Genomic DNA, 21352 nt, shown 5'->3' with positions numbered 1-21352 from the left:
CGCCCCTTATTTTGTTTCGTTTGGAATGACCACTTGTAAGACAATCTTGTCATTTTCTAAATCAATTTCTTGTGCTCGTACACGGGATCCGCTTGCAATGTTAATGCGTGATAAGTCTACATAAATTTGCTCATCGTTTGGCTGCACGGTAATCCAAGATGGGAATTCTACTGCATCCTTCATTAGCTTTAACACTTGTTTCGGTTGAATGTTAATCTTGCCGACATGGACGGCATCCTGTTTTAAAATAATATTCCCATCACTTACAACGGGATTGAAATCCATTTGAATTGGAAGTTCAAAATTAAATACTGTTAACGTACTATATAAATAAATCTTTTCTTCGATAGCGAGCTCCACTGGAACCGGTGAATTATTCATCGCCTCCATTAAATATTGCTTGGCGATTGCTTCGAATTCTTTCGCTGTTGTTTCAACGGTTAATATATTGCCCTCAAGCGCAGTCGGCTCTCTCAAACTGGATTGCTCAACGTCCGAAGTTGCTAAATACACTATACTAACAAGTACCATAATTATCGCGCCTGCTAAAACAAAAAATGCTACTTTCCATTTATTCATGCTGCTCACTCTCCAAAACCTAATAAACCATTCGACATAGACTCAATATCACAGGATTGCATCGTTTCAATTACGCGTTCTGCCATCCGATCATAACCCGTACTATTCGGATGGAAGAAATCTACATGATATACCATATCTTCATTCGATACAAATAAATCCTCTACTGGCACAAAACATACATTGTTATATGCCAAGCTTAGGTTATCTATTTCTGTGTTCCATTCTGATATGATGGACTCAAATGGCGTCACTTCATCAACCACAATTGACATCGGATTATAAAAGCCTATTAAAATGATCGGTACATCTGCATTACGAAGACGAATTTCTTGAAGTATTTCATCATAACGATTAATAAATTTAGGCAATTCTTTATCAAACATCGATTGTTCCATTGTAAACAAGTTATTCTTCACTATTTTCATGACATCATTCCCACCAAGGGTTATTGTAACAAGATTGGCTTTTGCCAGTTCCTCATCATAATGCCCTTTTTTCAATAATGCTAATAGCTGATTACTGCGGCGGCCGTTTTTGCCACGATTATCTAGCTCTACGGATTTGATCATTGACCATTGTTCTAATTGCTTCTGTAATCGAACAGTATAGCCATAATCCTGTTTTTCATCCCCTACACCGCGCGTTAAAGAATCACCAAGCGCTAAGTAAAAAATATCTTGTGCGTATTCATCTTTTAGATCCTCCCAATCTAAATGAAACACATCACTAATTATTTCTTTAATACGCTCGGTCCTCGATATTTCATCCTCTATTTTTGGTGCAATGTCTGAAATGATTGTAACCCCATTTTGTGAGGATTGATCAACAGGTAGCTTTTCTTCAGTTTCCGGGTCAATTGATACCGAACATGCTGATAGTAGCGTGATGAGACAAATCGTTAGTAATATACGCCACATACAATCTCCCCTTTAGTTCTTTATTATACTATTATAAGATATTTGTGAAAAAGAATGGAATTGTTTGCCTAGAAATTTATTAAAAGACGAATCTTTTTTTTACTTTATATCGTATGTATTAGTACATTTTGTTATTTAAAAGGAGAAACGATTTTTTTGTTACATTGAACCAAATATTTTTTATTCTTCATCTATTTCATCGCCATTTCAGATGCTTTTTATTCAACTGTATTTCAATTTGAAGCAAAATCACCACCACAGCACCAAACGATTCAAGTTGCTTACAGCGATGCATTAAACTATGGAGTTGTGCGGTGACAAAAAACGAAGAAATAAGAAACGTAAAATAAGCGTTACAGTTAATATTTTCGTTCACTCTATTACAATGACTATTACAAACGCTGTAGAAACTTCCTTTATGAAATGCTCAAGGGTGCGCTACAATTTACATTGTTGACAAATGAAGGGCTTGTCCGGAAATTACTTTCTGAACAAGCCCTTTTGTTAATTTATACTTTTTTCAAACAATCTTACTGTAACAACATTACAGAAGCGCGCTGAAACTAAGCTCAGTACACGATAGAAATTACTCGGTAAAATAGACAAAGCCCATTGCACCTTCACCTGTATGTGTACTAATTACAGGTGAAGTGAAAGCCATTTCAACATCGCCATTATAGCCAGTTGCACGTAGTTGCTCAATTAAAGGATTTGCTAGCGTATCCAACGAATTGGCATGAGAAATACCTACAGATTTTACTACTTTACCTTTTGTATCTTTTTCAAATTCACTGATTAAAAATTTCACAACTTGCTTGTGGCTACGAGGCTTAGCGCAAATTGTCACTTCGCCAATATCTAAATGTCCAATTGGCTTAATGTTTAGTAATGAGCTGACAACTGCTTTCCCTTTACCAATACGCCCACCTTTTACCATGTTTTCTAATGTGTCTAACACTACGAAAAGGCGTGTATTTTCACGAATTTGATTTAGACTTGCTACGATTTCCTCTACGCTCGCACCTGCATCACGTAAACGAATCGCTTCACGAATTTGGAATGCTAGTCCAAACGCAATATAACGAGAGTCTACAACCGTCACATTTGAATCAGACATTTCCGCAGCTTGACATGCTGATTGATATGTACCACTCATACCACCAGTCATGTGAATAGAAATGATTTGTGATCCGTCCTTACCTAGCTCATCATAAATTTCCTTAAATACACCTGGAGCTGGCTGAGAGCTTTTAGGTAAATTTTCTGCTTTGTTCATTAATTCAATAAAGGTATCCGGCTGTAAGTTCACACGATCTGTATACGTCTTGTCATCAATTTGCACTGATAATGGGACCATATGAATGTCGTGTTTTTTAATTTCTGCATCTGTTAAATCACATGTAGAATCCGTTACAATATGGATTTGAGTCAAAGTAAACACTTCCTTTTTAAATCTTCTTTACTATTATAAAGAATTACTATTTTTTTACCAATATGACGTTTGTCATTCTTTCGAAACTCTAATTATCATATTGTATGTATGACATATTGCAGTATAACATAATGACAATGCACATTCGCAAACAATCACTATTTAAATTATTGTAAGAAAGTAAGGAGTGTGAAAAAATATGCAAACAATTGAAGCATTTGACTATAAAACATTAAAAGAAGAGCGCTGGAATGCGATAACACACGGAATTGGGCTATTACTGTATATTCCCATCTGTATATTGCTTATTATTTATGCTGCACAAAATGGTTCGGCTAAACAAATTACGGCCTTTTCTATATTTGGTGCGTCACTCATTTTATTATTCTTAATGTCTACACTTTTACATAGCATGCCAGAGAAATATAAACGCGTTTTCTCTATTTTAGATCATTCGTCTATTTATATATTAATCGCTGGAACGTATACGCCCTTTTTACTAATTGCAATTGATGGTGTGTTAGGTATCGTAATGCTTTGTGTGATTTGGACAATAGCAATTTTGGGTGTTGTATTTAAATTTTTGTTTATCCACCGTTTTGAGAGGTTTTCATTAGCATTGTACATAGTGATGGGATGGTTGATTATTTTTTTAATTCGTCCTCTCTATAGTTATTTAACATTTGATGGCTTTATGTTGTTACTTGCCGGTGGTGTGTTGTTCACGTTTGGCTCGATTTTTTATATGTGGACAAAGCTACCGTATAATCATGCGATTTGGCATTTGTTTGTTATTGCGGGCTGTGGTTGCATGGTTGGATGTGTGTATTTTTATTTATAGATGAAGAAAACATAACGGCAATATTACACTAAGGATGGAGGTTAGCTCGACGCTAAGTATCAATGCGTTGTCACAGGAAGTAGTGATTTTCTATTCTATTGCAGGCAACCATTGAAACACTGTCTATTGCGGATTATTTATACATGTGAAAAGACTGAACAAAAAGTATTCACTTTTTGTTCAGCCTTTTACTTATTTCTCAAATATACAATAACGGAATGTATAACCTTTGCCAGAATCAACTGCTTCTTGGCTAGACGTTAAGCGCCAGGCATCGTAGCGTGGGAAGTATGTATCCCCGTTGAATTCATGGTCAATTAGCGTAATGTATAATTTTTCAGCTATAGACATTGCTTGCTCAAAAATTTGTGCCCCGCCGATGATCATAATTTCTGAAGCATCTTGTACTAATTCCAACGCGGCATTTAAACTTGATACTGTTTCAATACCTTCAGAAGTGTAATTTTCGTTGCGCGTAATCACGATATTACGACGACCAGGTAATGCACGACCAATGGATTCAAACGTTTTACGCCCCATAATGATTGGCTTCCCCATTGTCATTTCTTTAAAGTACTGTAAATCACCCGGTAAATGCCAAGGCATATCGTTTTCATAGCCGATAACATAGTTTTTATCATGTGCCACGATTAATGAAATCATTGCTTTTCCTCCTTTACACGGCAATCGGTGCTTTAATTGATGGATGTGGGTCATAACCTTCCACTGAAACATCCTCTAACTCAAAATCAAAAATCGATTGCTTGTTTGTGTTTAGCTTTAATGTTGGCAATGTTTTAGGTGCACGTGCTAGCTGTTCTTTTACTTGCTCAAAGTGGTTTGCGTAAATATGTGCATCTCCAATACTGTGAACAAATTCCCCTACTTCAAGGCCGCATTCATGTGCGATTAAATGCGTTAATAATGCGTAGCTAGCAATATTAAATGGAATCCCTAAAAAAGTATCACCACTACGTTGTGTTAACATACAGCTTAGTTTGCCATTTGTTACATAAAACTGGAACATCGCATGACAAGGTGGTAATGCTGCCTTACTTCCCTTTGCCCCAGCATCAATTACGTCCTCTGGGTTCCATGCATTGACAATGATGCGGCGAGAATCAGGATTATTTTTAATTTGATTGATGGCATCTTGCAGCTGATCTAGTGATTCCCCCTCTGAGGTTGTCCAATTGCGCCATTGTTTACCATAGACATTTCCTAAATCACCGTATTTACGTGCGAATTCATCATCGTTTAATACGCGCTCGCAAAATGAAGCTAACTCCTTTTGATACTCAGTGTTAAATGCTTCGTCGACTATTGCACGGCGGCCGAAATCTGTCATCTCTGGACCTTGATATTCATCTGATTCCACCCATTTTTTGAATGCCCATTCGTCCCAAATGTGGTTTTTATTTTGAAGTAAATAGCGAATATTTGTGTCTCCTTTAATAAACCATAATAGTTCGCTTGCCACAGTCTTAAAACCTACACGCTTTGTTGTTAAAAGCGGGAAGCCTTTAGATAAATCAAAACGCATTTGATAGCCAAATACGCTTCTCGTACCTGTTCCTGTGCGGTCGGATTTGTCTGTGCCATTGTCTAAAATGTGTTGAAGAAGCTTTAAATATTCTTGGTCTGCTTGGTTTGTCAAAATGTTCACTCCTTGATAACTGTATCGTTCTATTATATAAGTATGGTACCCAAATTTGTATAGGCAGTTATGTCGGGAATCTCTCAACAGAAAAAAACTATAGCAAAAAACATCTATGCTTTCACTACAGTTCATCAATTAAAGCCTAATTACTTGATACAGTGGAAAATAAAAGAGTTTGCTGTTGAAGTGGCTTGCTTCAATGCCCAATCTGCATAGACATTCGTTGTTTTAAAGCCTACTTTTTGTAACGAGGATTCGATTGTTTCTTTCGCTCTAAATATTAGTTGCATTTTTAGATGGATAATCTCTTTATTCGTATGTGCATTTTTCACCGTTTCATAATATGTAAAAACATCATCCGTGAATCCTTCATAAGACGTCCAAATTTCAAGTGGATTACCAGTCAACGGGTCTATTGCTCTATCAGGGGTATCATCTAGCTGCCACTCTTCCCACGCTTTTGCTAGTGGATTACGTGTATCAAAAATGAAGTGTCCGCCAGGCTTTAATGCGTGGTATGCATCTGAAATTACATGTTGCCAACTTTCATCTGTAAGAAATACTTGCGCAACATTAGCCGTCATGATCACTGCGTCATATGCTGCTGTATGTAAATTTGAGCTATCTCCAACAATCCACGTAATACTCCCTACATTTGGTTTACTTTTTGCATACGAAATCGCTTCTTCATTTGGGTCAATTGCGGTAATTTGATAGCCTTGTTTCGCAAATTTTGTAGTCAACCTTCCTGTGCCACAACCCAAATCTGCAATCGTTTTTACATCAATTTTATTTAATAAAACTAGATAGAAATCTTCATCTATCCCCCTGCTATTCACTTGATCGTACACTAATGGAATCATCTAAATACCTACTCTCTTGTACTACATTTTTTGTTATATTTTACCACAATTTATACAATATGTATAAAAAATTGCATAATTAAAGGCGCTACTCGTTTTACATGGGTTGAGTAGCGCCTTTAATCAAATGTGTCTAAATCATCATATAGCTCAATTGTTTTTTCCAATTTTTATGTTGCCTCCCTAAGAATGGTTTTGTTGTTTTCAAGTAATTGAATGATTTGAAGTAAAATCTTCTCCTCCACTTTTACTGAATTGTTTACTTCCTTTGCAATTACTTTGTTTAATTCTAAAATTGTATTTACGTCGAGCTTATGTTTTTCCGCTAATTGGAATGCTCGCTCTAACTGACCGGTTATCATCGGCAGTCCCCCTTTGGTATAATTTTACATTTTGCAGCATAATTAATCGACTGCAAAAATGTGTATACACTTATTTTACATCGTTGCACAAAAAAATTCACTACTAAAACCTCCTTTTTGATAAAAAAATTTTTTACACTTTGGCTCTATAAATACACTTTGGGAATGGATGGGACATCACATTGTTAAGTAAAATCACCATACATTAATTTTTGAGACAAGAAAAAACAGACTACATTCAACGTGTGAATTAGTCTGTTTTTCAGATTCTCTAGTAATAATACGACTTACTATTTATAAAAGTACCTATCAATATTATGACAACCACTTAGGCGGAGTGTTTTTGCTCCAGTATATATCCCCTAGGGTGTAGTGCGTTTGATAATTATCTTCAATTGTGTGGTAATGGAAATTATAGTAATAGCCTTCGAACGGGCGGTTTTCTGTACGCACGTGGAAGCGAATGACATCCTTTTTTGAATCGTTATTGACAATGTGGAAAATTTTCTCTGAATACTCGCCACTCGGTTTTTCAGAAATACTTAAGTTGGATAGAGATTCTACACCAAGTCGATCCACTGTCATAGCAATAGCTTCTTCGATTTTAGGGAAAATATTCGTCTCAAATTCATCTTCAATTACTGGCCCAATGCGTGTACCAAATTTTATGTATGACTGTTCTTTCGCTGCATCAATGAATGTATCAACAGTCGGTAATTGCTGTTGGGCAACAATGATTTCATCTAGCTGATAAGCTGCTGAAATTTGGTTATCTGTTTGGCGGTCAATAATGGGTTTGTTATTACCACGGTCTTCGTCAAAATTTGCCCAAATTTCATGATTTGGCGTTATCAGACCTAATGTTAAAAATGCAACGGATGCTACAAGTGATTTATAAAGCCATTTTTTCATAATTTCCACCTACTTTAATTATGTATAATTTTTAAACTTCTTCTATAAATATATACGTATGTCCTAAGAAAAGGTTTCATCTTCCTTATAAACATTGTACAATAAAAAGGAAGATATTGTGAGTTATTTAAGGGAGGTTTACAAAATTATGACAATTGCAATCGGCTTAGGCTTATTATGTATGCTTGGTTATATGACTTCTTTATGCTTCACGGACTAATTTAGTATAAGTGCATACAAAAAACAATTCGTTTGTAAAATGCCGCATCATACAGTTTCAGCTATTATTTTTGAATTTCATTTAATGTATACTAATGCTTTATATTGGAGCAGGTGTGACCCTGATTTGAGTCGCTCTGAGGCTAATTGGAGCAAACAAATACTATAAGCGGCATATGTACGGAAATAGGTAAGGTGGAAAGATTGAGGCTTCTATTAAGCTTCAATCTTTTTTTGTATTACTGACACATTTTAAAAAGCCCTATAAACAATTGGAATGGGAGTTAGTTCAGTATTGAATAGGGCTCATTCCTTTTAACTTCCCCTTGACTCGTTTGTGGTAGTAATAATAAATATATTGCTCCACTTCTGAATTGCCTTATTTCAAATCCTTGATAATAAGGTAATTCAGCCGTTTATAAACCAAAGAGTTCTCCATGACAGCATCATCTAATTTCACTTACAAGACAAGTTATGTATCATATGATTCCTTTTCAATTAGTTCCATTATTTGTTCTGAAGAGACATATATTTTCTATTCTTTAGATATTTATCCAGTTACTTTTAGTAAGGATGAGTATACATATAAAGAAGTTTATTTTTATAATGAAAAATCCAATTATTTCGAAGAGAAAGGAGGTTGATAGGCTACACTTAATGGACAGTTTTTATAGAGAATAAGAATCAATTACTATCTCCTTCAACTAAGAAGGGCTTTATATGGAGCATTGGGCATGATAGCCTCACTTGGCTAAGTCACCCCCTATCTAGCAGGATTCTTGGCGCAACGAATCATACCTATAGAGACTCCATCTCAAGCAACCTGTCCGTCCCTTATGCTTAAAAGAAACCCTTAAAAAAGTTGTTCAAAAGTGTTACCATTCCAAGGATTTTTGTTAGAAACATTTTCGGGGACATAAAAACAAAAAAGCCCTCCTGTAAGATGCTTGAGTGTCAACGGTCATTGACTCATACATCTACAGAGCGGACTCCGTTTAATGAATTTTAATACGAATGAAAAAATAAATCAGTTTCTGAAAATACACTCGTGATCGGCATCGACATCGCCAAACACAATCATATCGCTTGTGCTATCGATGTTCTTGGCCGTGTGCTCCAAAAATCATTTCCAATCTTACAGTCACGTATCGAATTTGAAGCGTTTTATGAACATCTGCTTACATTAAAAGCATCACATGAAAAACAAGGAATCCCGGTAGGTTTCGAATCAACAGGTCAATATTGGATGAACTTAGCATCGTTTATTAACAACTACCTGATTCCATTTGTAATGGGCGATCCAATGTACTTCAATAGCTCGAAGAAATTAGATGTCAACCTTCAGACAAAAAAATAACCAAAAGGATGCGTTCGTCATTTCCCGTTTAGTGTTTACTTAAAGATCTACTCCAATTAATTAATCTAGCGTGGCTCACATTACGCGAAAACTCTCCTGTTCAGCAAAATGGACAAAAGCGCATTTCTAAACAAGGTAATTGTAAACTACGTGAGGCCCGACATTTTAAGCAAAGCAGAGATTCAAAAGTGCATTTAAGTATCGTACTGGATAAAGGAATAAATACCCATTAAATAGTTATTAATTTAGTGGAGCTTTCAATTAGATTGTTAAAAAAATCGACACTTACGAAATTCTGATAAATATATATGTCGAAAATAATTTTATGGCATTCAAAAATGGCGTTAGTTATTGATATATCAACATTTATAGAGGGAGGAATAGAATCATGACATTTGAAATAGGATTAACCATTTTCGTTTTCTTAATGACGATATCAATTATATTTTGGAGACCAGGTGGTTTAAATGAAACCTGGCCGGCTGCATTCGGTGCAGGAGTTATTTTATTAACAGGGACTGTGTCACAAGGTGATGTTATGGATATCATTGATAAAATTGGAGGGGCTTCCATAACCATTATGGCGACAATCGTTATGGCAGTTATCTTAGAAAGTTTTGGATTTTTCCACTGGGCAGCTGCACGGTTAGCGGTATTGTCTAAAGGATCAGGATACAGGCTATACTGGTATATTCAACTACTTTGCTTTTTAATGACCCTATTATTTAATAATGATGGTAGCATTTTAATTACAACTCCCATTTTAATTTTACTCTTAAGAAATCTTCGTCTAAAACCACACCAAATGATTCCCTATTTATTAAGTGGAGCTCTAATTGCAACAGCTTCCAGTGCACCGATTGGTGTTAGTAATATCGTGAATCTAATCGCATTAGAAATTATCCATATGACACTTTATATGCATACTGCAATGATGTTCGTACCTGCAACAATTGGTTTATTATTTATGTCATACATTATGTTTATCGTTATAAAAAAGAAATTACCAAAGAAGTTACCAGATACGGCGTATGATATTGAAGAGTTATTTTTCACTAAGCAATATCATTCATTAAAAGGAACTATTTCAGTTGATACAAAAAAGAAGCGAACAAAACTTATGTTAAAAGTGTTATTGTTTGTTTTTATCATCAGATGCTTACTTTTCGTTGCTTCATACTTCGCTATTCCAATCGCGCTAGTTGCTGTACTTGGTTCAGTCGTTCTACTGGTTTGGAGATGGTATCAATTAGGTACAAATCCAATCGACATTTTAAAGAAAACACCTTGGCATATTTTAATCTTTGCTTTCTCAATGTATGTTCTCATATATGGATTGCATAATATCGGTTTGACAGAAATACTCGTTCAATTTTGTGAGCCCATCGTAAATCAAGGATTATTCCAAGCAAGCTTTATTATGGGTGGATTAGTTTCAATTTTATCTAATATTTTTAACAATCATCCAGCATTAATGATTGGAACCATTACGTTAACAGAAATGGGGCTAGACCCGATCACATTAAAAACGATTTATCTTGCTAATATTATTGGTAGTGATATAGGGTCATTATTATTACCGATTGGAACTCTAGCATCGCTCATCTGGATGCATATTTTAAAGCAAAATAAAATTAAAGTGAAATGGAAAGAATATTTAAGCGTTTCAATGATTGTTATTCCAATTACAACAGTATTCACACTTTTTCTGCTCTTCTATTGGGTTCAATTAGTTTTTCTTAAGTAAAAGAATAATTTTACTTTTTAAATATCCAACCATTTTTCAGCCTATAATGTCAATAATCTTTATATTTATTAGTTGAGCTACTAAATATAAAGATTACCTTTGATTAGAGTAGTATTTTCATATAAACATTGCCTTCCTTCTTTATAATATATGCTAGCTTATGAAAAAATGTGAAAGTCATATTAAGTTTAAAGTGTCCCCTTTGTAATGGACATTTTGAAAAAGCTTAGGAAACTTGTTGAAGCTGCTGTCTGTATTTTACAGGCGGCAGTTTATAAATCTTCATTACTCTCGATAGTTATTATATTATGTAATGTAACTCTTGATTTTTCATTTTACTTCTACCAGTGTTACGCAATCTTTTATAAATGTTTCTTATATAATATGGCCAAAAAATGATTCTTGAGGCGCCTTATCCCAACTTTTTCCACGGCATGACATGGACCGTTCTATGCCCATTTTCTTCACTAATGCTTGATAGATCGTACTTGTATAATAGAACCCTTGATCTCAGGGAATAATGGCCACTTCTGCTAAACCATTATGTTTCCTTAATTTCTTTAGCATATTGAGGTCATTATCTAAGGATAGATAATCTGCCCCCTCATGAGCTAAAATTTCGTTCGTTTAGGTGTTTTTAATCGTTGATAAATTAGCACGTTTCCGTTTTGATACGTCAAATGCGTGATGTTTGTTAGCAATACTTTCCCTGCCACACCTTGCTTGAAGTTGCGCTTTATTTCGTTCCGACATGCATGTACGGTGTTTCTTCGTTACCTTCGCTCTTTGCGGGTAGGTTAATAATTGATTTATCGGTGACTGATATTACTTAAGAATTTCCCTTTCGTAGTGCTTGGTTATTTCGATAAGAATCTTTTTTGTCATTTTTGATCAGCTCCAACATCTTTTTTCATGATATACAAAAGTACCCTACAAGAAGGACTTTTTCAAAAGTGTCCATCTTATAGGTACATTTAATTGCTTGTGAAATCCATTTATACAAATGAAATACATTGTACTTATTATTATTCAATAAAAAATTAACTCGTTACTCACATTAAGACGTGTGTATCGTTTTTATATGCTGAATATTATAATAGAAGTTATCCTTAGCTGATCGAAACTCAATAATTGACCCATTTACATCAGTTATAACTCCGGTAAAATTATTCTTTTCACTTACATTTAATACGGTTAGTTTATTTCTTAAATTTCCAATTTGTGCTTCAAAAGTATCTTGGAAATTTTCGTTACATTCTTCAATAAAAAACTCATTGTCTGATAATTGATACGGTTTCAGGTTGTTATTATAAGGAATTATTGTCTTTATATGTTTCATTGAAACAAGTAACTTTTTGTAAATGGGAGATTGGAATACAATATAATCCTTTAGTATATTGGATATATATCCATGTAATGGCTGGTTATTTAACACGTGGACTTCTAAATAGGTCCCAATAGAATTTGTAAGAACTTTTTCAAACGTCATTTCTTCATTGATACCGTTAAATAGTTTATGCTGTGTATCAATTGATGGGATTTTGAGACCATCTTCGTTAAAGTAATCTATTTTTATCTCATGAATATGACGATAAGGAATATAAAAATATTCTTTACCGTTAAATAATACAACTAACTCGCTACTACTATCTATTAATATTCCTCTAAGTATATTTTTCCCTGTTATTTCCACTTTAACAATTACTTTATCTATATCATGAATCAAATTTTTCAATGTCTCCCCTCCTCTTTTCAAATATTAAGGCGACCCATATATATAAACTAAATAAGCTTACAATTAAGCCTAGGGATTACCAGAATGGTTACCTTTAGATAATTACCCAAAGTAATTAAGATTCCATGTTTTTTTAAAATAAACATCCGAAAGAGCGTTGCTATAGTTCCTATAGGCGTTAATAGTGCACCTATATGGGTGAGAATGCAACAGCTGTTCATTTATATTCATATTGATCGGAATAGGTTTCGTTCTTTTGGGGATAGACTTTTAAAATAGAAATTTAACAAAAGCGTAATAGTAATAATTCCAGTCATTGATGGGACAAAAACCATTTCCACGTAACTATTTAAACTTAGCCCAACAATTTCTAGAGCAATCAGATTAGAAATATTACTTACCGGAATAGGAGCACTAGCAGCTGTAGCAATCAGTGCCCCTGAAATTAAATAAGGTAATACTTGATGAGGTTTAAAATGAAGGATTTTGACTATGTGTATAATGATTGGAGTTGTAATGAGTAGAATTTATTGTAATCTCTTGGCTACGATCTATAGGTGTAGCAAGAAATAGTTTATAAAATAAACCACCAATGATAGAGAAGTAAAGGAGCATAATCAAATTCCTTCCTCCTTTCTATAGCCAAACTGTATACAAAAAAACATTAGCTTTTTCGATTTCTAGAACTTCTTTCCTTATCGTTATTGCCTTCAGTGTTCTCGTCCTTATTAGCTTCCTTTTCTTTTTTACTAGTCGTTCCTAAACTAATATTACGAACGTGATACATGGCAAGACGGATAATTTCATCTTTTGAGAAAATGGTAATATAATCATCTGTGACCTCATCCATTATTCCTTCTAACATTTCTGGTCCACCACGATTTATTTTCACCCATTGATGATGTAAATTACTGACAGCTGATCTAAAATCAGTTGGCAGTAAATAAGTTTGATCCTCTGGAACTTCAACATTAAATTCCATACCCTCTCTTGTATTGTGGGTAATGCTTTTAATGTGTTGCGTTCTATAATAAACGATACCGTCTTTTTCTGTTAGTAACACAAAATGATCGTCTCCAGCTGTCAATAACTTTCCAACTCGCGATTCTGGACCTCCTCGATCCACCTTTACAACTTTATCAACTAATGACATAAGCATTTTTTTGTTCATTCTTTTCCCTCCCATTTTTATTGTCTTGCTATCTGTATGTGTACTTGAAAAATTAACCTATTGGAAATGCCCATTTAGAAAAGAATATACTTTTCTGCCTAGTGTATGTCGGTTATTTATACTGGAAACTGGGAATAGAATCAAAATGCAAAAATCACACTCGGCTTATGCAGCTGAAAGGATTTTTATTTTGTCCAATGTAAAAAGCAACCACATGTATGTAGTTGCCTAATATATTGGACAAGGGGGCTCCTGAATGTCAGGAACCCCCTTTAGTATTTAATAGATAGTTGTATAAATAAATGTAAGTCTCAACCCGATCATCCGGGGAATTAATATCATTAGAAGTGCATGTCCTTCTGTTTTAACCGCGGTAAAATTCCACTAATCTTTTCTAACTTAAGCAACATAGTCCCTACCTGCTACTATGTCCTTGCAGCCCTTAAGCTTGCGCCAGTGTGAATAAGTATCCTCAAAAACACTAGCAGAAATGCCAATTTATTTATAGTACTACCTAAAATAGCACATTATTATACTAGCATATACGTTCGTATTTGTAAAGAATTGAGCTTACATCGTTTGTTCGATATACTAAGTGAATGTGAAGTAAAGGAGTACGGGAAAATGACAGAATTACAAGAAGAAACAACATTAGCCATCAAAATGAAGCGAATGGCGGTAACATTGCTTGATATGCAGCAAAGCCGATTTGTATCAGCAAGTCAAACAATGGACTTAACACAACTTGAATCAGGTGTTTATAGCGAATTTTTCGAAAGCTATATTGATGCGACTATGAACAGCCCAAAAGCGGTCGCATGTAAGTTTTTAGATCGCGACAACGACATTTTAACAAAAATGAATCGTTATATTGAATTTACCGATGATACACACTTTTTGTCGCTAGCAAATGACCTTTCGAACAAGCTCTATCAAATTATGCAGAATGTATCGAATTCAAATGGCTCAGTGTTCGTTGCGCATCTTGAAATGATTGGTGAGAATTATATTTTATTGTTAAAACTAGATCCAAAAGACGCCGTTCAAATTGATTTAGAAACGTTAGAACTGTCAACCATAGAAAACATTTTACCTGACGCCACTAGCCGCGTGCAAAAATGTGCATTGATTCGCATGGATTATAACCCACTTGAAGAAAACGTCTATGTTCTTGATAAGCAATCAGACGGTGAGCCTGCAAAGTTTTTCATGGAAACATTCCTACAAGCAACACCTATTGCATCTGACAAAAAGAAAACAAAAATGCTGATGAAGGAATTGTACGAAAAAATAGCTGAATCTATGGAAGACGAAGAAAAGCCGCGCCTACAACGTGTCATTGATGATGAATTTGAACACGGAAAATATGTCGAGCTAGATGCATCCGTACACAATATATACACAGCCATTGCACCGGAAAATAATGACGAGAATTTTGTCGAGCAAGGCGCGAAATTATTCATTAACGAATTCACAGATCGCAACCCAGATTTCACCCCTATGTTCGAAGTAAAGCGTGATGATTTAAATGTTATTTATAAATCTGCTGAAGGTGAAATATTTTTCCGTTATGACAAACGTTTAGACGACAAAATCGAAGTACATCAAGACCAAGTAAACGGCACATTTACAATTACCATTCGTGATGCCGATGCAGTTGACTTTAAATTGCGTAAGAAAACATTATAATAGTAAAAAATCAGGCTGCTACGTCAAATTGCGTAGCAGCCTGTTTTATTATTTCGAAGTTAATGCAATAAATTCTACTACATCTTCTTCACATAGTGCGATGCCTTTTAACCAGAAGTCTTGTTTTGTAATGTCCTCACCTAAATGTTTCATCGCAAGGTCTTCTACTGTCATAATCGCTGTGTCGCGTAGTAACGCCATGTATTTTTCCTCGAAGCCTGTACCCTCTTCTTTCGCTTTTGCGTAAATGCTTAAAGAGAAAAGGTAACCGAATGTATACGGGAAGTTGTAGAATGGCACGCCAGTAATGTAAAAATGCATTTTTGATGCCCAGAAGTGTGGGTGTGTTTCGCCTAAGCCTCCTGCATGTGCCTCAATTTGTGCTTCTTCCATTAGCTCATTGATACGTTTTGTTGATACAACACCGTTTTTTCGCTCTTCATAGAAGCTTGTTTCAAATAAGTAGCGTGCATGGATATTCATGAAGAATGCCACAGAACGTTGGATTTTATCTTCTAATAATGCGATTTTTTCTTGTTCATTTGTTGCTTCTTGCACCGCAGCATCGGCTACGATCATTTCTGCGAATGTTGAGGCTGTTTCAGCAACGTTCATTGCATAGCGGCGGTTTAATGGATGCACTGGACGTAATGCATACGTATGGAATGCATGTCCAAGCTCGTGCGCTAATGTTGAAACGTTTGACATTGAACCTGAGTATGTCATGAAAATACGTGATTGCTCAGATAACGGCATGCCTGTACAGAAACCACCTGGACGTTTGTTGTCGCGATCTTCTGCTTCAATCCAACCATCTTCAAATGCTTTACGTGCAAAGCTTTCCATTTCCTTACCGAAACGGCCGAAATGTTTTAAAATGAACTCTGCTCCCTCTTGATACGGCATTGTCGCTGTTGAATCCGTTACCGGTGCGTCAAAATCGAACCAATCTAACTTTTCAGTGCCAAGCATGTTCGCTTTATGTGTTAAGTAGTTGGCAAACGTTGCTTTGCGAGACGTAATGGCACCCCACATGGCATCGATTGTTTCTTGCTTCATACGGTTAATTTGTAGTGGCTCTTTTGTTACCGATTCCCATCCGCGCTTTTTATAAACAGCTAAACGGAAGCCAGCTAAGTGGTTTAACGTTTTAGCGAAAAATTCCTCACGCTCTGTAAACACGTTCTCCAACGCATCAAACGCCGCTTTACGCACTGTGCGATCTTTATGAGAAGATAGGTTATTCGCTTGACCGACTGATAATAATTTTTTCTCGCCGTCCACTTCTACTTCCACTTTAATGTCGCCAATTAGCATACTATATAACTGACCCCATGAACTGTAACCATCTACACCTAACGCTGAAATTAATGCTTCTTCTTCTTCAGACAATGACTCTTTTGAGTGTTCGCGCCATTCCGTTAAAATAAACTCAAATTCGTTTAAATCTGTGTCATTCACTAATTCATCAAATGTTGCTTGCTCGATTTGACCAAGCTTTTGGTTGAAGCTTTCTAAAATCGGCGAGAAGTTTGCCGCAATTCCTGATAATTGACCTTGTAATAAAAGTGCTTCACGGTCATTAATATCTTGCGCTGTTAAACACGAAAGCATCGCACCCGCTTGTGAAATGTGCATAAACGTTTCTTTAATGCTCTCTAAAATTGATAATAACGTTGGAGCAGCATCTGTAGAAGTTGGGATTTCTAATCGATCCACCTTTTCTTTTAATACATCAAACTTTGGTTTCAAGTTTTCAATATGCTGTTTTAACTCGGGTGAAGCTGAGCCTCCTGGGAAAAATACATCTAAGTCCCATACTTGTGGATACGTTGTGATTGTCATGTAAAACGCCTCACTTTCAGAATTGTAATTCAATTCCCATTTTACTAAACTTTCGTAAAAAAATCTCGTATTTATTTCGGAAATTGAAATAAAAAATAACCTACACAATTTCTATATAAAGAAATCATGTAGGCTTATCAATTATTTCTCGAATTACTCCCGTCCAGATTTTTTACAAACACTCTCGACTCTCGAAAAACTCCTCAAATCGGTGACATCTGCCGGGACTTTTATTTTTTAGCAAGTTAATATTAAAGTATCGGTGAGATTAATCGTGAAATGGCTTCACGTACTTTTGTCCATTTCGTTCGTTGTGCAAATCGCTCATTAGTCATTTCAAAACAATCTTGCTGATCTTGTTCAAATAATTGACGGCATTGCATTGCAATATCTGAATCATAAATAAGGGCATTAATTTCAAAGTTTAAACTAAAGCTTCGTACATCAATGTTTGTTGTACCAATCGTAGCCACTTCATCATCAATGACAAGCATTTTCGCATGTAAAAAACCTTTCGTATAACGAAATACGCGTCCACCATGCTCAAGTAAATCACCATTATAGGCTGAGTTTGCCCCATAAATAAATGGGTGGTCGGTATTTTCTGGTGTCATCACGCGCACATCTACTCCAGAACTTGCCGCAATTTGAATGGCATGTAAAAAGGCCTCATCAGGGACAAAGTATGGTGATTGAATATATACATAGCGTTTTGCACTAAGAATCATGCGAATATAACTATTTTTAATCGACTCAAAATCGGTATCTGGCCCGCTAGAAACAATTTGAACCGGTATCGTTTTTGCTATTTTAAATGAAGGAAAATATTTTTCATCCCCTGACTTAAATTCTTCATTGCGTGCTTGATGCCAATCGAATAAAAAATGGGCTTGCATACTATAGACTGAATGCCCTTCGATTCGTAAATGTGTATCACGCCAATAGCCGAATTTTTCATCTAAACCAACATACTCGTTCCCGACATTAAAGCCACCGATGTAACCTATTTTGCCATCGATAATTACTAACTTTCGGTGATTGCGGAAATTGACACGTGGATTTAGAATTTTGAAAACCGATGAAAAGAACGCCACAGCTTGTCCACCTGCATCGATTAATTGTTGTAAATGGCGCGTTCGTAATTTTCGCGAACCCAAATCATCATAAATTAGCTTAACTTCTACCCCTTCTTTTGCCTTTTGCACTAATGCATTAAAAATTCGTTTGCCGACATCGTCCATTTTGTAAATATAGTATTGTATATGGATCGATTCCTTCGCCTGCATAATGTCCTCAACTACAGCATCAAACTTTTCATTCCCATTTGTGAATAGTTTCACATCATTATGTGCGCTTAACATCGCGTGATTATAATCGACATTCATTTGAATTAACGGTGCATATTTTTTTGAAATTGCATTCGGATAATCATATGTACCATTATGAATATGCTGTTGTTGTTCTTTATACGTATCTAATAATTCGTGTTGGTGAATTGCTCGCCAACGAACGAAATGTTTCTTTCGTAAATTTCTTCCAAATAATAAATATAGGAAAAATCCTACAATTGGCAAGAAAAAGAATACGAATAGCCAAGCCCATGTGGATGAAGGACTTTTTCTACTTATAAAAATAACAATAAGTGCAAAAATAATGTTTAATACATAGAGTGTAATTGTCAATACACTAGCGACTGTCATGGATTTCACCCCGATTTGAATTTTTAATTATAAGCTTTCATTACAATTGCCCAAATGACAATAAATAAACCTATTACTTTTAGATGATACCATTTTGTGATCTCTAATAGACCAATAAATTCACACATAAAGGAATTCGATTTATAATTGAGCACGGTTTTTAAGCCAACCTCATCATCTGCAATTATTTTTTCATGTGCAATTCCTTGCTTATTAACTGGATATTTTTTTAAAGGTAGCTACTTCTTATAGCAATTCATCACTAAATAAACCCCTGTATACATCGCTCTCGCAGTAAAATACCTAGACAATATATATAATGCGACGACATAAAATTAGGAAAATTCCATTAGTCTCAAATTATTGTAACTGGAACATGCACCTGTTTTAACGGTTTTTAATCATATTTTCCCGATAATCCTTTTGTATTAAAGCATCTAATTTTAGTTGGAGTATAACTTTAATAGCTCTTGTATTTGCAAACTAGCAGCTTCACCCACTTTAACAAAATATGGTAATTGCCATTTTTGTGTGGCTATAGCTTGTTTGCTTGTGGGTGTATCCCAACTAGGATAAACTCTTATTGCCATTTTCCCCTTTGTATTAGCTGTTTTAAGGATGTTTTGTTTTAAAAGTACCTCTTTTGGAAAAACGAATTGACCAAAATCACCATTATCATTAAAAGTGTTTATTACCAGTAAATCAGTGGCATTGTCAAATGAAAATGCCTGGTTTTTGTTAGTGTTATCCTTTTCCCAAAAGGAAACAAACTGTCCTATCTTGGTAGGTGTTATTTTTGCTACTCTAAATCTAACCAATTTAGAATTTAACTGAAATATCCCAGCCCCATAATCTGAATTTTGAGTTTCTTCACGGAAGTTTTTTATTGTTAAATTATTCGGTTCATAAAGTAATTTATTTGCATATGCTAACGTCTTATTAAATTTGTTCATAGTTTTACTCCTATCGTAACTAAGATGTACCAATATAGCATCTGCGGACTAGTTACCATTATTGTGCATCTTTTTCAAAATGTCTAACTAAGGTACAAGAGATTCTAATAACAAACGGTATTGCCTTACCTCCAGCGCCTCCTGAACGTCCATACGCAAGACCAGAAGATATTCCTCCTGGAGCAAAATTTAATGATCCTGAAATAAGTGCGGCATTATCATTAGACGCTGCTCCAGGTTTAGTTGCATGTAGGCAATCAATGGGGATGTGTAATAGAGAAGTCATCGCACTAATGTATGGTCAATTTCATACAGCTAAAGCACCGCTTGGCGCTAAACTATTACGCCTCAACAAAAATAAGGGGTGGTTAGTGCCTCCACCATTACAGTAAATCATCCAGGAAAATAATATGTATTTATACAGCGGGTTAAAAATTAGTCCCCAGTTTAAAACTGGGGATTTTTTTACTTCTTATTATTAGTATTATCGGATTGTTTTCCTTGATTTGAATTCTTATACTGTTCTTCCGTTAAATCATTCTCTTCGCGGATATCCAAATCATCAGGACTTAAATCTTCTGCAAATTCTTCTTTATTTGCTTCATTTTTGTTCTGCTTTTTATTCGACAATGTCATCACCTCCTAAGGTTAAATTAACCTTTATGAGAGAATCTATTCTTGATTGTTTAATGGGTAAATTTAAGTTTAAATGCAACCCGAAAAAATCTAAGGATAATAAAAATTCTTCTGAACAGACTAAATTCGGGAGGTGAAATTCATGCCAAATAACAACAATCAATACCTTAACCAAATCAAACAAAAGATTCAACAGGCAGAAGCTAACAAAACTCAAGCTTCAGGTCGTTTTGCAACTCCGAATGTAATGAACTCAATGAACGAAGAATTCGGAATGGAGACTGACGTTAACCAATTCAAACAACAACTCCAAAAATCAGAAGCTAATAAAAATCAAGCCTCTGGTAGTTTTGCAACTCCGAATGCAATGAACTCAATGAACGTAGAATTCGGAATGGAGACCGACGTTAACCAAGTCAAACAACAACTCCAAAAATCAGAAGCTAATAAAAATCAAGCCTCTGGTAGTTTTCTAAATAACGAAAACAATACAAATTAAGTTTATTCATTCTCCATTCTAAACCGGTATTTTTTTACCGGTTTTTTTATTTTCTACCTTATTTCCATTACTTTTCTCAGTCCATTTGAAAAAACCATTAACAGTAACTTCAAATTTCTTTAACATTTCCAAATTTAAATCGCTCTCGTAAAAATCTCTGCCACAACAACGACACTCTGTTTGTTTCTTTTGATACTTAACCACGATTGCTCATTAATTGGCTCATTACAAA

At 35.1% G+C, this 21352-nt stretch carries 23 protein-coding genes and 1 pseudogene; 6 read left to right on the top strand and 18 right to left on the bottom strand.

The window, feature by feature from the left end; genetic code table 11:
• Positions 1-6 precede the first annotated feature (6 nt).
• The 3 genes from LZ480_RS11925 to LZ480_RS11915 form a co-directional block, all read right to left on the bottom strand.
• On the bottom strand, positions 7-579 hold the full coding sequence (locus tag LZ480_RS11925; protein ID WP_241369669.1) for a YpmS family protein: 573 nt from the start codon (positions 577-579) through the stop codon (positions 7-9).
• A gap of 5 nt (positions 580-584) precedes the next feature.
• A complete protein-coding gene (locus LZ480_RS11920) occupies positions 585-1499 on the bottom strand; it encodes a GDSL-type esterase/lipase family protein (protein WP_241369668.1) in 915 nt (304 codons plus the stop codon).
• A gap of 586 nt (positions 1500-2085) precedes the next feature.
• Complete coding sequence (locus LZ480_RS11915) at positions 2086-2931, bottom strand: DegV family protein (protein ID WP_241369667.1); 846 nt, start codon at positions 2929-2931, stop codon at positions 2086-2088.
• 199 nt (positions 2932-3130) lie between these two features.
• On the opposite strand from LZ480_RS11915, the gene trhA reads away from it, so the two are divergent.
• Positions 3131-3772 carry a PAQR family membrane homeostasis protein TrhA gene (trhA, locus tag LZ480_RS11910; protein ID WP_241369666.1) on the top strand — a complete coding sequence of 214 codons (642 nt, stop codon included), beginning with the start codon at positions 3131-3133 and terminating at the stop codon, positions 3770-3772.
• Between the two features lie 192 nt (positions 3773-3964).
• On the opposite strand, the gene LZ480_RS11905 is transcribed toward trhA, so the two are convergent.
• The 6 genes from LZ480_RS11905 to LZ480_RS20090 form a co-directional block, all read right to left on the bottom strand.
• Complete coding sequence (locus LZ480_RS11905; protein WP_241369665.1) at positions 3965-4435, bottom strand: dihydrofolate reductase; 471 nt, start codon at positions 4433-4435, stop codon at positions 3965-3967.
• A gap of 13 nt (positions 4436-4448) precedes the next feature.
• Positions 4449-5429, bottom strand: coding sequence for a thymidylate synthase (locus LZ480_RS11900; RefSeq protein ID WP_241369664.1), 981 nt, complete (start codon positions 5427-5429; stop codon positions 4449-4451).
• Positions 5430-5578: 149 nt separating this feature from the next.
• Positions 5579-6295: a class I SAM-dependent methyltransferase gene (locus LZ480_RS11895; RefSeq protein WP_241369663.1), complete on the bottom strand. Its 717-nt coding sequence runs from the start codon at positions 6293-6295 to the stop codon at positions 5579-5581.
• 170 nt (positions 6296-6465) lie between these two features.
• A complete protein-coding gene (locus LZ480_RS11890; protein ID WP_241369662.1) occupies positions 6466-6657 on the bottom strand; it encodes an ABC transporter permease in 192 nt (63 codons plus the stop codon).
• A gap of 315 nt (positions 6658-6972) precedes the next feature.
• Complete coding sequence (locus LZ480_RS11885) at positions 6973-7569, bottom strand: YpjP family protein (protein WP_241369661.1); 597 nt, start codon at positions 7567-7569, stop codon at positions 6973-6975.
• A gap of 508 nt (positions 7570-8077) precedes the next feature.
• A complete protein-coding gene (locus LZ480_RS20090; RefSeq protein ID WP_408641618.1) occupies positions 8078-8155 on the bottom strand; it encodes an IS3 family transposase in 78 nt (25 codons plus the stop codon).
• Positions 8156-8836: 681 nt separating this feature from the next.
• On the opposite strand from LZ480_RS20090, the gene LZ480_RS11880 reads away from it, so the two are divergent.
• Positions 8837-9145, top strand: coding sequence for an IS110 family transposase (locus LZ480_RS11880; protein WP_241369660.1), 309 nt, complete (start codon positions 8837-8839; stop codon positions 9143-9145).
• A 388-nt stretch (positions 9146-9533) separates the two neighbouring features.
• On the top strand, positions 9534-10892 hold the full coding sequence (locus tag LZ480_RS11875) for an arsenic transporter (RefSeq protein ID WP_241369659.1): 1359 nt from the start codon (positions 9534-9536) through the stop codon (positions 10890-10892).
• A 1057-nt stretch (positions 10893-11949) separates the two neighbouring features.
• Here LZ480_RS11875 and LZ480_RS11870 read toward each other — a convergent pair.
• From LZ480_RS11870 to LZ480_RS11865, 4 genes are all read right to left on the bottom strand, one after another.
• A complete protein-coding gene (locus LZ480_RS11870) occupies positions 11950-12627 on the bottom strand; it encodes a hypothetical protein (protein ID WP_241369658.1) in 678 nt (225 codons plus the stop codon).
• A gap of 47 nt (positions 12628-12674) precedes the next feature.
• On the bottom strand, positions 12675-12848 hold the full coding sequence (locus LZ480_RS20085) for an ArsB/NhaD family transporter (protein WP_408641615.1): 174 nt from the start codon (positions 12846-12848) through the stop codon (positions 12675-12677).
• A 6-nt stretch (positions 12849-12854) separates the two neighbouring features.
• Complete coding sequence (locus tag LZ480_RS20080) at positions 12855-13112, bottom strand: ArsB/NhaD family transporter (RefSeq protein ID WP_408641617.1); 258 nt, start codon at positions 13110-13112, stop codon at positions 12855-12857.
• Positions 13113-13291: 179 nt separating this feature from the next.
• Entirely contained in the window at positions 13292-13798 is a 507-nt protein-coding gene (locus LZ480_RS11865; RefSeq protein ID WP_241369657.1) for a hypothetical protein, read from the bottom strand.
• 624 nt (positions 13799-14422) lie between these two features.
• Between LZ480_RS11865 and LZ480_RS11860 the strand changes: the two genes are divergently transcribed.
• Positions 14423-15487: a nucleoid-associated protein gene (locus LZ480_RS11860; RefSeq protein ID WP_241369656.1), complete on the top strand. Its 1065-nt coding sequence runs from the start codon at positions 14423-14425 to the stop codon at positions 15485-15487.
• 48 nt (positions 15488-15535) lie between these two features.
• Here the strand turns inward: LZ480_RS11860 and LZ480_RS11855 are convergent, their stop codons facing one another.
• The 3 genes from LZ480_RS11855 to LZ480_RS11845 all read right to left on the bottom strand — a co-directional run bounded on the left by LZ480_RS11855 (position 15536) and on the right by LZ480_RS11845 (position 19985).
• Positions 15536-17332 carry a M3 family oligoendopeptidase gene (locus LZ480_RS11855; protein ID WP_241369655.1) on the bottom strand — a complete coding sequence of 599 codons (1797 nt, stop codon included), beginning with the start codon at positions 17330-17332 and terminating at the stop codon, positions 15536-15538.
• A gap of 251 nt (positions 17333-17583) precedes the next feature.
• Positions 17584-19032, bottom strand: coding sequence for a cardiolipin synthase (gene cls / locus LZ480_RS11850; protein ID WP_241369654.1), 1449 nt, complete (start codon positions 19030-19032; stop codon positions 17584-17586).
• Positions 19033-19475: 443 nt separating this feature from the next.
• Positions 19476-19985 carry a MepB family protein gene (locus tag LZ480_RS11845; RefSeq protein ID WP_241369653.1) on the bottom strand — a complete coding sequence of 170 codons (510 nt, stop codon included), beginning with the start codon at positions 19983-19985 and terminating at the stop codon, positions 19476-19478.
• 89 nt (positions 19986-20074) lie between these two features.
• Between LZ480_RS11845 and LZ480_RS11840 the strand changes: the two are divergent.
• Positions 20075-20377, top strand: a pseudogene (locus LZ480_RS11840) (DUF3231 family protein); the annotation flags it as partial.
• Between the two features lie 73 nt (positions 20378-20450).
• Here the strand turns inward: LZ480_RS11840 and LZ480_RS11835 are convergent.
• Complete coding sequence (locus tag LZ480_RS11835) at positions 20451-20615, bottom strand: hypothetical protein (RefSeq protein ID WP_241369652.1); 165 nt, start codon at positions 20613-20615, stop codon at positions 20451-20453.
• A gap of 148 nt (positions 20616-20763) precedes the next feature.
• On the opposite strand from LZ480_RS11835, the gene LZ480_RS11830 reads away from it, so the two are divergent.
• A complete protein-coding gene (locus LZ480_RS11830; RefSeq protein WP_241369651.1) occupies positions 20764-21120 on the top strand; it encodes a gamma-type small acid-soluble spore protein in 357 nt (118 codons plus the stop codon).
• 18 nt (positions 21121-21138) lie between these two features.
• On the opposite strand, the gene LZ480_RS11825 is transcribed toward LZ480_RS11830, so the two are convergent.
• Positions 21139-21324 carry a hypothetical protein gene (locus LZ480_RS11825; protein ID WP_241369650.1) on the bottom strand — a complete coding sequence of 62 codons (186 nt, stop codon included), beginning with the start codon at positions 21322-21324 and terminating at the stop codon, positions 21139-21141.
• Positions 21325-21352 lie beyond the last annotated feature (28 nt).

Source organism: Solibacillus palustris, assembly GCF_022549215.1.
In the GTDB taxonomy this organism is placed as follows: domain Bacteria; phylum Bacillota; class Bacilli; order Bacillales_A; family Planococcaceae; genus Solibacillus; species Solibacillus daqui.
This window is presented reverse-complemented; position numbering and strand designations above follow the sequence as displayed.